General features: G+C 67.4%; 6 protein-coding genes. 3 read left to right on the top strand and 3 right to left on the bottom strand.

The window, feature by feature from the left end; translation table 11 throughout:
- Nucleotides 1-78 precede the first annotated feature (78 nt).
- Both A4U64_RS09530 and A4U64_RS09525 read left to right on the top strand, forming a co-directional pair.
- A complete protein-coding gene (locus tag A4U64_RS09530) occupies nt 79-2274 on the top strand; it encodes an MMPL family transporter (protein WP_044476346.1) in 2196 nt (731 codons plus the stop codon).
- Nucleotides 2275-3159: 885 nt separating this feature from the next.
- Nucleotides 3160-3444 carry a chorismate mutase gene (locus tag A4U64_RS09525; protein ID WP_006943743.1) on the top strand — a complete coding sequence of 95 codons (285 nt, stop codon included), beginning with the start codon at nt 3160-3162 and terminating at the stop codon, nt 3442-3444.
- Nucleotides 3445-4212: 768 nt separating this feature from the next.
- On the opposite strand, the gene A4U64_RS09520 is transcribed toward A4U64_RS09525, so the two are convergent.
- Both A4U64_RS09520 and A4U64_RS28750 read right to left on the bottom strand, forming a co-directional pair.
- On the bottom strand, nt 4213-7041 hold the full coding sequence (locus tag A4U64_RS09520; protein WP_084648619.1) for a helix-turn-helix transcriptional regulator: 2829 nt from the start codon (nt 7039-7041) through the stop codon (nt 4213-4215).
- A gap of 1835 nt (nt 7042-8876) precedes the next feature.
- Nucleotides 8877-9149 (bottom strand): hypothetical protein, encoded by a 273-nt coding sequence (locus A4U64_RS28750; protein ID WP_065922496.1) that lies wholly within the window; start codon nt 9147-9149, stop codon nt 8877-8879.
- Between the two features lie 671 nt (nt 9150-9820).
- Here A4U64_RS28750 and A4U64_RS09505 point away from each other — a divergent pair.
- The gene (locus tag A4U64_RS09505; protein WP_006933441.1) at nt 9821-10048 is read left to right on the top strand and encodes a hypothetical protein; all 228 of its coding nucleotides are present in this window, start codon (nt 9821-9823) and stop codon (nt 10046-10048) included.
- Nucleotides 10049-10100: 52 nt separating this feature from the next.
- On the opposite strand, the gene dnaE is transcribed toward A4U64_RS09505, so the two are convergent.
- Nucleotides 10101-13637 (bottom strand): DNA polymerase III subunit alpha, encoded by a 3537-nt coding sequence (gene dnaE, locus A4U64_RS09500; protein ID WP_006933439.1) that lies wholly within the window; start codon nt 13635-13637, stop codon nt 10101-10103.
- Nucleotides 13638-13668 lie beyond the last annotated feature (31 nt).

Below are 13668 nucleotides of genomic sequence, written 5' to 3'. Positions count from 1 at the left end.
GAGCCGCGACACGCGGCATCGGAGGAACAACAGCTCACCACCGCGCATGGCAAACGATCGCGAAGGAGCGACGACGTCATGGTGACACGGCTCGCCACCCTCATCGTCGACCGTCCCCGCCGGGTTCTCGCCGGCGCCCTGGCCTTCCTGGTGCTCGCCGGTGTGTTCGGCACGGGTGTCTCCGCCGAGCTGAAGGTCGGCGGTTTCGACGACCCCGGCTCGGAATCGTCTCTGGCCGAGGCCTTCCTCGACGAGCGCTTCGGCGGCTCCACACCCAACCTGGTGTTGCAGGTCACCGCCCGCGCCGGCGATGTGAACAGCCCCGAGGTGATGGCCGCGGCGCAGCGGCTCGAGCGGCGGATCGCGGCGGAGCCGGAGGTGACCGAGGTCGGCTCCTACTGGACCACGCGGCTGCCGGATCTGCGCAGCACCGACGGCCGGTCCGGGCTGGTGCTGCTGCACGTCGGCGGCACCGCGGAACAGGCCGCCCGGCACACCACGACGATCCTCGCGGAGCTGCCCGAGGACCCGGCGGTGCGGGTGGCGGCCGGGGGCAAGCTGGGGCTGACCGACGCCCTCGAGACCCACGTGGCGCAGGACCTGAAGCTGGCCGAATCGATCGCGCTGCCCGCGACGCTGCTGCTGCTGATCATCGTGTTCGGCAGCGTGGTGGCCGCGCTGCTGCCGCTGAGCCTGGGCGTGGCCTCGATTCTGGCGACGATGCTGGTGCTGTTCGTGCTGGCCCAGGTCACCGACGTGTCCGTCTACGCGCTGACCGTGGCCACGGCATTCGGGCTCGGCCTCGCCATCGACTTCGGGCTGCTGCTGGTGTCCCGGTTCCGCGAGGAGCGGGCCGCCGGGCATCCACCACGGGAAGCGGTGATCGAGTCGGTCGCGACGGCCGGCCGCACCATCTTGTTCAGCGCGGCCACCGTGACGGTGGCGATGGGCGGGATGCTCGTGTTCCCCATCTACTTCCTGCGGTCGGTCGGGTTCGCGGCGATGGCGGTGGTGGTGACGGCGGCCGTGAGCGCAGTGGTGGTGCTGCCGGCGATTCTGGCACTGCTCGGTGGGCGAATCGACTCGTTGGCGGTGCGGCGCCGACGCGACCGGCTGGCGGCGGATTCGCCGTTCTGGCGTCGCACCGCGGCGGCGGTGACGCGCCGACCGGTGCGCGCCGCGCTGCCGGTGCTGATGCTGTTGCTACTGATGGGCCTTCCGGTCCTGCACGCCCGGTTCGCGACCCCGGACGAGCGAGCGCTGCCGGTCGATTCGGCCGCGCGTCAGGTCACCACCGCGATCCGGGACGACTATGCCGCCGACAGCTCGGACGCGGCGATCTTGGTGGCGCGCAACGACGCGGCGGCGCTCGAGCGGGTGGCCCGCGAGGTGTCCGCGCTCGACGAGGTGGCCCGGGTGGACGGCGCCTTCGGCCGCTACCAACACGGGATGCTGGTGGCCGGTCCGGGACCGCAGAGCGCGCGCTTCACCGCCGACGATGCCGGGTACGTGCTGGTCGAACCGACGGTGGACGCGCAATCGGAACCGGCCCAGGACCTGGTGCACGAGATCCGGGCGCTGCCGGCGGTGGCCGAGAACCGCGTTGCCGTCGGCGGCCCGACGGCGACGCTGATCGACAGCAATTCCGCGATCGCCGGCCGTCTGCCGTCGGCACTCGCACTGCTGGCCGTGTCGACCTTCGTGCTGTTGTTCCTATTCACCGGAAGCATGATCGTGCCGATCAAGGCGCTGCTGCTCAACGTGTTCGTGCTCATCGCGGTGATCGGCGCGATGGTGTGGCTGTTCCAGGACGGGCACCTGGCCGCGATCACCGGCGTGACGCCCGCACCGCTGAACATCGGCATGGTGGTGCTGCTGTGCTGCATCGCGTTCAGCCTGTCGGTGGACTACGAGATCTTCCTGCTCAGCCGGATCAAGGAGGCGCGCGACGGCGGGGCGGACACCACCGAGGCGACCATCGAGGGCCTGGGGCGCGTCGGGCGGATCGTGAGCAGCGCGGCCGCCCTGCTCACCGTGACCTTGCTGTCCTTCTCGACCGGACTGTCGTTCATGCAGATGTTCGGGATCGGCACTGCGCTCGCCGTACTGATGGACGCCACACTGGTGCGCGGTGTGCTGGTGCCGGCGTTCATGCGGGTGGCCGGCGAGTTCAACTGGTGGGCACCGGGACCGCTGCGCCGACTGCACGCGCGGATCGGGGTGCGCGAGTCCCCGAGGTCGTCCGCTCCCGCAGGGTCGCGGCCAGGCAGCTGAACGTTCGGGTCGGCTGCGGCGTGCACGGGCTGCGCCACCAGCGGGGACTGTCCAGCGGCAGCGTGCCGAACAGCGTCCCCATCACGATGGTCCAGGCTGTCCCTGTGCCGCCGCGGGATTTCGCAGGCCGGGCACGCGAGCTGGGAGGACAGCGCGGTGGCGACCTGGTGTTCGACCACGGTGTCCTGCACCGCGGCGAACAGGTGCTCGGCCCAAACATCGCGGTCGAGGGTTTTCCCCGTCGCCGGTCACCGTGCCCATGCCGAATGATGTTCTCCACGTCAACCACTCGTGCCGGGTGCAACACCCGCCGAAACACACCACGAGAAGAACACCTTGAACAAGAAAGTGTTTCGCGCAGCGATGGCCGTTCCCGAGGCGATCCATCCCGTCAGGCTCGGCCCGCTTGCTCCCGCATCCGCGCCGTTGTTCAGCGTGCCGGTCGTGGGCGCCGTCCCGCCCGACGTGGCGAGGTTGCCGCGGAAACAAGAGTCGGCTACTCGTTACCGCCACGCGGTGAAGTGCGACGGCTTCGTCAAGGATGCTCTCCTCATACCCGATATGAGACCGGCAAGTACGTCGCAGAATGCGCCGATGAAGCGAGGCCTTCATGATCGAGGACGCAGCGATCACCGAAGCCACGAGACGGTTCACCCCCGGCTCGTCGCCGAACAGGCTCGCCCGGCAACGTGCCCGCCATCGCCCGGTCCGGCCGCCGACTGCACGATCCGTCCCGTCCCCACCCGTGACCCTTTCCCTCGGTGTGGAGATTTGCAGCCGTCGGTACTTCGTGGAATCCATAGTGTCGGTCTCGGTTCCACGGTGAACCGCCGACAACCACCGACAACCACCGACCTGATACGCGATAGTTGCCAGGAGCTGGAGATGAACCCACTTGCGTTCCCCCAATCGGACGAGCGATCGATCACAATCGAGTTCGACGAGCTGCACAACGAGATCGACCACATCGACGCGGAAATTCTCGCGGCGGTCGTCCGGCGCACGGAACTCTCTCGGAGAGTTGCCGCGGTCGAGCGGGCCTGCGGCGTCACCGGCACCCCGTACAAGCGCGACCTCGCGGTGATCCACCGCTTCGGAGTGCTCGGTAAGGAAGGTCACTCGCTCGGCAGCCTGCTGATCCGGCTGGCGCATCCGCGCAACCACCGCTGAACTTGCCACCCCAAACCCGACAAGAGGAGGACTTCCGATGAGAAACATCCGACTCAGAAACATCCGACGTGCCGGGTCGGTGGCAGCGGCAGCGGCGCTCGGTCTGCTGGCAGTCGGCACTGCGTCCGCGACCCCGCCGGTCGCCACACCCGAACCCGGCGGGGTCATCCGCATGGACCTGGCACCAGGGGAAACGTGGGAGTGCGAGGGATGGAGTCTCGAGCCGCCGTACCTACAAGTGGTCCCGGACTTCTACAAATTCGAGACCGGACCGAACCCGATCTTCTTCCGATACACACCCGGTACCCGAGCGTTCATCCAGTGCATCGGCACGGGTGCACCGTACTACTACGTCGGCCCAATCGTGACCGCCATCCCATAAGTTCGCGCACGCACTGTCAGCTTCGCTGATGGCCGGCTGCAGCGGATGATCTCGCCGCTCGTGCTCATCGATGTCCTCGATGAGCACGAGGCCCGGTTCTTCGGCCAGATCGGTGCCGCCGCCCTCGCGACCTACCAGCCCGGTACCGCAGGAACGGTGAGAGCGGCGCCCCTGCCCGAGGTGGCTGACGAGCTGACCGAGTGGGGTGTCTCGAGAAGGACGAGGTCCGTGCAGGTCGAAGGGCCGGAGCCGGTAGCGCGAAGCCGGGGCCGTCCCCCGCCTGGAATCGGGTGCTGTCCCGGCAACCGCGTCGCCAGGGGAGGCAGTCGAAGCGCCCTTGACGACGACCACGGGCGGGGTGGATCGCGTACAGCGCCCGGCGGTGATCACACGCAGTCCTTCACGCTGTCCCGGAAGGAGTTGGCGAGCTGCGTCCGGGAGCGGACACCAACCTTGCGATAAACCCGTCCCAGGTGCATCTCGATCGTCTTGACACTGAGGAACAGCTGCGTGGCGATCTCACGGTTCGTGCCACCGTTTGCAGCAAGCTGGGCCACCTCCAACTCCTGTGCGGTGAGCGCGTCGGCAACGCTTCCACTTCGCGCCTTGGCTGGTTGCCCGGCGGCGGTGAGTTCGGTGGCCGCCCGCGCCGCCCACAGGCGAGCCCCAATTCGCTCGAACCCGTCGAGTGAGCAACGAAGATGCTCGCGCGCGTCGCGCCGACGACCCGCCCGACGGAGCCGTTCGCCATAGCACAATCGCGTGCGGGCCGCATCGAACGGCGACGGGCACCGAGCGTGGAAGGCGAGTGCCCGCGAAAAGAACTCGTCGTAATCCCCATCGCCAGCTACCAACGCCATAGCCCGCCAGATCAAAGCACTGAGCGCCGGAGGCAGCGTCAATCCTGCGAATCCCCCCAGCTGATCTCGCATTGTGGCGCTGATGTCCGCACCGACCCGAACGTAGGCCTCGATGAGATCCAGGGACGAGACTCGCACCACCATCGGGTCGCGTACATCCGGCTCCGGGCCTCGATTGACCTCCTCGAGGTATGGAATCGCCCGATCGGGTCGGTTCAGGCTCAGCTCGAGCAGGCCCAATCCCTCCAGCGCCACGTGATGCATCACGCCCAAGCGGGTGACCTCACGCTGTCGCAGCGATTCTGCAGCATGAGCACGGCAGGACTGTTCGTCACCAACTTGCGCTTCGAGCAGCGCAAGGCAGCCCAGCGCCGGACACAGCGTGAAGACGTCACCGATACCGGCCGCCAGTTCGGCCGCCTCCGCAGCCGCGGACCGGCCCGACTGCAGCCGTCCTCGCCTACTGTCGGCGAGCGCTGCAACATGCAGCGCCAGCGGTAGATGGCCCAGCGCGCCGCTGCGCCGTAGCTGATGAAGCAACGGGTCGAGGAACCCCCGCGGATCGATCTCCTCGCCGTACCAGGTCACACCACTGAGCGCGCCGACAAGGACCCACTCGATGTCGGGCTCACCTGCCGCAGGCTTCCGGGTCGACGCGGCCGCCTCCCGCATCCACCGCATGCCGTCCGACTCCTGGCCCATCAGTGTCAGAGCGTTCCCGATGACGGTCTTGCTCAGGAGTTGGGTGTTTCCGTCGGCCGGGGAAGCTGAGTGGGCGGCCTCCCGCGCGAGCGCACAGGCGCCCGCGGGATCACCCGCTGCCAGCGCTCCAATGGCAGCCGTGGCCCGCAACGAGGCCGCCCGCGCGGGTTCAACCTCGCTGACCGCAACCGCGCCGGCCTGCCACACCATGCGGGCGACGCTGGCCCGTCCCGTGTGAAGTTCAATTCGACCGCGCATGTCCGCGATGTCGGCATGCAGGACGGGATCGACCGTGTACTCTTCGGACTTCCTCAGCAGTCGCAGCGCAGTGTCAAGCTGTCCCGCGGAGTGCGCCGCGTTCGCGGCGGCACAGAATCGGCGCGCCTTCGAGGGGCCGTCCCTGGAGAGTTCAGCGGCGCGCTCGAGCGCCAGAGCGGCGCCGGCATAGCCGCTGCGTCTCAGCGCATGGTCTGCAGCCTGTTCGAGGGCTCGAGCGGCGGCCTCGTCAGGCCCCAGAGCGGCCTCGGCGAGGTGCCAGGCCCGGCGTTCCGCCTGTGACGGCGCCGTCATGACGGAGGCAACAGTTCGGTGGAGTGCCCGTAATTGGCCCGGTGTCAGATTGGTCAGTACGGCAGTACGCAGCAACGGGTGCACGAAATGAACATCGGCGACCTCGACGGCGACCAGCCCCTTGTTCTCGAGCGATTCCAGCGCGGCACAATCTCCAGGTTTCGCCGCCAGCGCGGCGAGCACCACCTCGAGGCCATCACCGGCGGCGACCGCGGTGATGCGGAGCGCGTGCAGCGATGCACGGTCGAGGGCGGAGATACGCGGGCCGAAGATGCGTGATGCGGCGTTCTCCGCCGAGAATGGCGCTCGGAGCGGGTCGGTGCCGGTCAGCTCAGCGCGGGTGAGGGTGCCGCTGACCTCATGCAATGCCAGTGGGTTGCCTCCGAGTTCCGCGGTAAGCGCGCGCACGACCTCCTCGGCGGGTGCAGCCGCGAATCGGGCGGTGAGCAACTCCGCGGCGGAATCCTCGTCGAGCGCGCCGATGTTCAGCTGCTCGATGTCCGCGAAGCCTCCGGCGTCGCGCGTGGCGATCAACAGCACGAGTCCCTCGGCCCGCAGTCGGCGTGCAGTGAAGGCGAGTGCCTCGGCGGTGGAGACATCCAACCATTGCGCGTCATCGACGAGCACGAGAGTCGGGGATCTCTCGGCCGTCGTCGCGAGCAACTGAAATGCCGCCGCGCACACAGCGAAGCGGTCACGGGGTCGTTCCGCGCTGAGCGTGAGCGCGCAGCGCAGGGCGTCCGCCTGAACGGCGGGCAGCGAACCGAGCCGATCAAGGACGGGCGTGAGCAATCGTCCTAGCGCTGCGAACGGGAACATGGTCTCCGCCTCGACCCCGCTCACGGACAACACTTTCAGTGTGCGAGCGCCGTCGCGGGCGTAGCGCAGCAGGCTTGTCTTACCGATCCCAGGATCCCCGGTGATGACGAGCGCGGCGCTCGCCCCCGTCAGGGGTTCCGCCAACAACTGATCAATTCGTGCGCATTCCGGCCGCCGCCCGAAAAGCACATTGGAATCGTTTGGGGTGCCGCTCGAGGCGTCGTCGAACACCCGATTGTGCCGCACCATGGTCGATTCGTGCATTGCTCCTTCTCGCTCCTTTATGAGTTCTAGGAAGTTTTCAAATCGACTCGATCAAGTCGTTCCCGGAGCGTTTTCGGTTCGAGGACTCCACCGGAATGGCAGCACCGTCACGCCAGCCGGATCGGTCCGCAACATCTTGTAGCAGTACATCCTTTCGCGGCCCACGGCCGGATATCCGAGCGGCCGCTCGAGGAGACCGTCATGCACGGATACCGACATCAATTGATGGACTTGTTCGACATAGAGGCCGTTCGGACCTCCACATGGGGCCGTCCACCCAGGTCACGAGCGCGTAACCGACGTCGTCCACGCCTCCCCAATGGCCGTTCATTTGTTCCAAACTGAGATTTGCCTCCTTGTCTATCTTCCGCTCGCTCGACCACCCGGAAACCCACCCTGGGTGGGCAATCGATCCACCCTCGGTGTTCCGTGCGGTCCGGCGCAGTCGCCAGTGAGCGATGTCATCTCTGCCCGATCGTGTGCTGGCGCAGTCGCCACCAACGATTTGCAGCATGTTCATCCGACTCGCGCGTCGTACAATCTTGCAGATTGCGCCGAAAAACGGCGCGCTGTCCGGTGCACTACTCGCGCAGCGGGCGCACCGCTTCTGCCGAGGCGTTCCAGCACTCGATTCGAATTCGAAGATTATCGAGCTCATACATCAGTCAGTGATCGCCGCAACGGACTCCGATTGCACCGCGCGTCTGCTACTTCGTCCGCCGTGGTTGTTGTGCGCTGATCGAGTAGTTACTGCACCACCTGATCGTCTTAGCTCGGGAGACAGTAAGCCCGAGTAGTCGGCTCCTCCATTCCCTGAGCTTGATTTTTGACCTGTGCGGTTTACACCGGCCGGTTCCTGCATGTCGGTTCTGACGCGTTTGCCCGCGTGGAAATACGGAGCGGGACGGGTGTTCTTCGAGCCGAAGGGTCGTCCGGGACCGGGCCGGGAGGGTCTCGGCGCACCGGCCGGAGTGGGCATCGTCCGGCAGATGCACCGACACCCGCGACGGACCCGGGCCAGGGTCAGCCGGCCCGGAGGCCGCGGTCGCTCCCAGGGTCGGCGCAGGTCCTCGGCCAGGGGCCGGGCGAGCCGCAGCTGGGCATGCGCCACGATGACGATCCAGGTCCAGCGATCGGCCGTCTCGGGACGGCGGATCGTCGGCGCAGTCCACTCCGACGCCTGCTGGAACTTCTTCGAAGGTGTGCACGAGGAAAGAAGCGGCGCAGAAACATCTGCCACAGTCCGTCGACGTGGTCACCTCCTACGGTGGGGTCCGAGTACCACAGCCATACCGGGGCCGGGTGCCGGTTTCCGGGCAGATGGCCGACGGTCAGTGGGATTACCGTGCCCTCGACGATCGGCAGTGCTCCGGGATGCTCGGCCCACACCCCTTGGTGGATGAGCCTCGGGTTCAGCTGATTCCATGCGGAGGCCGTCGCCGTTCCGTACCGGCCGGTGACCGTGCTCGTGGTGGCCGCGGGTGTGGGCCAGCTGCTCAGGTCGGCGAACCGGAACTGCGGGCCGTGCCGGGGTGGCGCCGGGAAGCACGACACGCGGTCCCCGCGCATTCGGCCCAGGATCCACCCCGGAAGGTCGGTGAGGGCGACCGCCAGCCGAGGCAGGTCGAAACCAGCGTCGAAGATCAGGAGGATGTCCGGGTCACCGTCGCGGTGCTGCCCGGCCGCTCGCAGACGCTCGACCACGCTGCGCACTTGTCTTGCGGTGACGAGTGTTTCATCGTCGTCCGGCTGCAGGCGGACTGCGTCGAACACCGCCGTCCACGAGGTGCGACCCGGCTCGAGCGCGGCGACGAACGAGTACTGCCGGCCGGGGATCAGCTGCGCCCGTCCCGTGCCGCGCCCGTACACGTGGCGGAACGTACGCTGTGGGCTCGTCGGGCATCCGGGCGCGGCCAGGCCCTGACATCGACGGCCAACACGATCGCGCCCTCGCGGTCGCGTGGGATCGACTCGGCGGCAATCATGTTCCGTAGACGATCGATGTCGAATCCGCCCAGGCCGTCGTACAGGGCGCCGTGACCGCGACGGCGTTCGGGTGTCAGGGGCAACTTGACGAGGGTACGGACCGCACCGCCGGAACACAGCACCGCGTCAGTCAACTCGAACAATGCGTCACGACGAGTGGTCAGGCAGTCGTAGAACCGGCCCCGGAACGCCGCCAGGTCGATACGCGTATCGATTGCTCGGCTGCTCGCCGACGGCCCGCACGTCGGGCACACTGATGCCCACGGCCACCATGTGTCCTCGTCTCGGATGTTTCTGTGGAAGGAACCCCAAGATGATCGGGTGGTAACCGTCGCGAGTCGCCGCGACACGCCGAACAACACCGGCCCCTACAGTCGCAGCAGGTCGCCGAGGTGAAGAATCGAGCTCAGAGTGCATCCGAGAACGCTACGAGCCGGTGGCGAGGCATGTGAAGTGTGGGAACAGGTGAACTCCTGGTAAGTCAAGAGTGCTTACGTCACGACCCGACCAAGAGTTCACTGGCCATCATCGCTCATCGCGCCGTGCCCGGCATGCCCCACCCCGGACACGGCCCCCGGACACCAGTGCGCGGTGTACCGTCGTCGTCGCTCACCGACGCCCAGTGGGCGCTGCTCGAGCCGCCCGTGCCGCCGCCGGGCAACATCGACGGCGAGGGCGACGACCCGACCGCCGGGACCCGGCGTCACCGCGCCGATCGGCAATGTTCGGTAGACCGAAAACAAGTCTGCGAGTAGCCTGGCGGACGGGTTCCCCGAGGCGCACGGAGGTCGAGATGACGACGATGGATTCGCCCACCCCCACCCGCCGCCGGCCCGCGTCCGTCGACGTGGCCGGAACCGCATGGCCGCTGTACAAGCTCGAGGCACTCGTCGCGGCCGTCCTGGTCCTCCTGGCGCTGTTCGCGATCACCGCGGATGCGCAGACCGCCGTGCTCACCGCCGCCGCGACCGCCACCGTCGTCTGGTGGGCCCGCCTGCTGCACTACCGCCGCGACACCTGACCGCAGCGACACCCGACCGCAGCGTCGTCCGACTGCAGACACCGTCGGCGGGTCAGGTCGCCAGGCAGGCCGGCCCGAGCAGAGCCTTGAGATCCCCCATCAGCGCCGACGACGGCTCCACCCGCAGGCTGTCGTCCACCTTCAGCACGGTGACCTTGCTGCCGGAGATCAGCCGGACGTGCACGTCCGAGGTACCGGGGTGGCGGGTGAGCACGCTCTTGAGCGCCCCGACCTTGTCGGGGGTGCACAGCCGGGTCGGCATCGACACCGACAGCGGCTTGGCCACCCCGACCTGCGACAGGTCGGGCACGGCGAGATCGTTGGCGATCAACGAGATCCGGTCGTCGCGGATCGACACCCGCGCCTTGACCAGCACCACCGAGTCCTCGACCACGTCCATGCCGTACACCGAGTAGGACTGCGGGAAGAAGAGCACCTCGATGCCGCCGGCGAGATCCTCGAGCTGCGCCGACGCCCAGGTCAGACCGTTCTTGTTGATGCGGCGGTTCACCGACGCGAGGATGCCGCCCACGGTGACCTGGGTGCCGTCCTTGATCGCGCCCTCGAGGATGGTCGGGATCGCGGTGTCCGACTGCTGGGCGAGCACGTGCTCGACGCCGTTGAGCGGATGCCCGGACACGTACAGGCCCAGCATCTCCCGTTCGAGGGCGAGCTTGTGCTTGGTATCCCACTCCTCCTCGGGGATCTTCACGTTGAACACCGAGGTGACCGACTCGTCGGCGTCCGCGCCGCCGAACAGGTCGAACTGCCCGATCGCCTCGGCCTTCTTGGTGCCCATGACCGCGTCGATCGCGTCGGCGTGGACCAGCATCAGGCCCTTGCGGGGATGGCCGAGCGAATCGAACCCACCGGCCTTGATCAGCGACTCGGTGACCTTCTTCGAACATGCGAGCGCATCGATCTTGTTGAGGTAGTCGGAGAAGTCGGTGAACCGGCCCTTCTCCTCCCGCGCCCGGATGATGGACGCCACAACGTTGGTACCGACGTTGCGCACCGCGCCGAGGCCGAACCGGATGTCCTCCCCCACCGACGCGAAGTCGACCCGCGACTCGTTGACGTCGGGCGGCAGCACGGTGATGCCCATCTTGCGGCAGTCCGACAGGTAGACCGCAGCCTTGTCCTTGTCGTCGCCGACGGACGTGAGCAGGCCCGCCATGTACTCGGCGGGGTAGTTCGCCTTGAGGTACGCCGTCCAGAACGAGACGAGGCCGTACCCGGCGGCGTGCGACTTGTTGAACGCGTATCCGGCGAACGGAAGCACCGTGTCCCACAATGCGGTGATCGCGGGCTGGGAGAAGCCGTTGTCGAGCATGCCCTTCTGGAAGCCGCCGTACGCCTCCTCGAGGATCTCCTTCTTCTTCTTGCCCATGGCTCGCCGTAGCAGGTCTGCCTGTCCGAGCGAGTAACCGGCCACCTTCTGAGCGATCTGCATGATCTGCTCCTGGTAGACGATCAGGCCGTAGGTGTCGGCCAGGATGTCCTTCAGCGGCTCCTCGAGCTCGGGGTGGATCGGCTTGACCTCTTGCCGGCCGTTCTTGCGGTCGGCGTAGTCGTTGTGGGCGTTCATGCCCATCGGGCCGGGCCGGTACAGCGCGAGCACGGCGACGATGTCCTCGAAGCCGGTCGGCTGCATCCGGCGCAGCAGATCGCGCATGGCGCTGCCGTCGAGCTGGAACACGCCCAGGGTGTCGCCGCGGGCCAGCAACTCGTAGGTGGGCGGATCCTCGAGCGGCAGCGTGTCCAGGTCGAGGTCGATGCCGCGGTTGTTCTTGATGTTCTCGATCGCGTCACCGATGACGGTGAGGTTCCGCAGACCGAGGAAGTCCATCTTCAGCAGGCCGATGGCCTCGCACGACGGGTAGTCCCAGCCGGTGATGATCGCGCCGTCCTGCGCCCGCTTCCACAGCGGGATGGCGTCCATCAGCGGCTCGGAGGACATGATCACCGCGCAGGCATGCACGCCGGCGTTGCGGATCAGGCCCTCGAGGCCGAGCGCGGTGTCGTAGATCTTCTTCACGTCCGGGTTGGATTCGATCAGCGCCCGGACCTCGGCGGCCTCCTTGTACCGCTCGTGGTTCGGGTCGGTGATGCCCGACACCGGAATGTCCTTGGCCATGATCGGCGGCGGCAGCGCCTTGGTGATCTGGTCGGCGATCGCGAAGCCCGGCTGGCCGAACTGCACGCGCGCCGAGTCCTTGATCGCGGCCTTCGTCTTGATGGTGCCGAACGTGATCACCTGGGCGACCTTGTCGTTGCCCCACTTCTCGGTCGCGTACCGCACCATCTCGCCGCGGCGGCGATCGTCGAAGTCGATGTCGATATCGGGCATGGACACGCGCTCGGGGTTGAGGAACCGCTCGAACAGCAGGCCGTGCGGGATCGGATCGATGTTCGTGATGCCCATGGCGTAGGCGACGAGCGAACCGGCGGCCGAGCCTCGACCCGGACCGACCCGGATACCCACCTCGCGGGCGTGGTTGATCAGGTCGCCGACGACGAGGAAGTACGCCGGGAAACCCATCTCGCAGATCACGTCGATCTCGTAGTCGGCGCGGCGCAGGTATTCGTCGGGCGCGCCGTTCGGGAAGCGGCGGTCGAGGCCGCGCATGACCTCCTTGCGCAGCCAGCTCGCCTGCGTCTCCCCCTCGGGCACGGGGAAGATCGGCATGCGGTCGCGGTGGGTCCACACCTCCTCGTAGGACTGCACCCGCTCGGCGATGAGCAGCGTGTTGTCGCACGCGCCGGGCACCTCGCCGTCCCACAGCGCCCGCATCTCCGCGGCGGACTTCAGGTAGTAGCCGTCGCCGTCGAACTTGAAACGGGTCGGATCCGACAGCGTCTTGCCGGTCTGGATGCACAGCAGCGCCTCGTGGTTCTCGGCGGCATCCTTGGTGACGTAGTGGCAGTCGTTGGTGGCCAGCGGCGGGATGCCGAGCGTGCGGCCGATCTCGAGCAGGCCCTCCCGGACGCGGCGCTCGATGGACAGGCCGTGATCCATCAGCTCGAGGAAAAAGTTGTCCTTGCCCCAGATCTCCTGCCACTTCGCGGCCGCCTCGAGCGCCTCGCGGTCGTGGCCGAGACGCAGCCGGGTCTGGATCTCCCCCGACGGGCAGCCGGTGGTCGCGATGATGCCCTCGGCGTGGTGGGCGATGAGGTCCTCGTCCATCCGGGCCCACTTGCCGAGCTGGCCCTCGATGGAGGCGAGTGAGGACAGCTTGAACAGGTTCCGCAGTCCGGTGGCGTTCTCGGCCACCATCGTCATGTGCGTGTACGAGCCGGAACCGGAGACGTCGTCGGACTTCTGGCTCGGATCCCCCCACTGCACGCGCTTGGTGCTGAACCGCGACTCCGGGGCGATGTAGGCCTCGATGCCGATGATCGGCTTGATCCCGAACTTCGTCGCGGCGTTGTAGAACTCGCTGGCGCCGTACATGTTCCCGTGGTCGGTCATCCCGACCGCCGTCATCCCCAGCCGCTCGGCTTCCTTGAACAGGGGACCGACCTTCGCGGCGCCGTCGAGCATCGAGTACTCGGTGTGGTTGTGCAGATGAACGAACGAGTCAGCCACGCGTGCCTCTCCCGGAAGGTCTGTGAGCATC

The organism is Rhodococcus sp. WB1 (genome assembly GCF_001700945.1).
Classification (GTDB): domain Bacteria; phylum Actinomycetota; class Actinomycetes; order Mycobacteriales; family Mycobacteriaceae; genus Rhodococcus; species Rhodococcus aetherivorans.
Note: the sequence above shows the minus strand (reverse complement) of the source record. Positions and strands in the feature narration are given on the sequence as shown.

Coding starts and splice junctions, on each gene's coding strand:
- A4U64_RS09530 (WP_044476346.1), top strand. CDS start 79: ATGGTGACACGGCTCGCCACCCTCATCGTCGACCGTCCCCGCCGGGTT.
- A4U64_RS09525 (WP_006943743.1), top strand. CDS start 3,160: ATGAACCCACTTGCGTTCCCCCAATCGGACGAGCGATCGATCACAATC.
- A4U64_RS09520 (WP_084648619.1), bottom strand. CDS start 7,041: ATGCACGAATCGACCATGGTGCGGCACAATCGGGTGTTCGACGACGCC.
- A4U64_RS09505 (WP_006933441.1), top strand. CDS start 9,821: ATGACGACGATGGATTCGCCCACCCCCACCCGCCGCCGGCCCGCGTCC.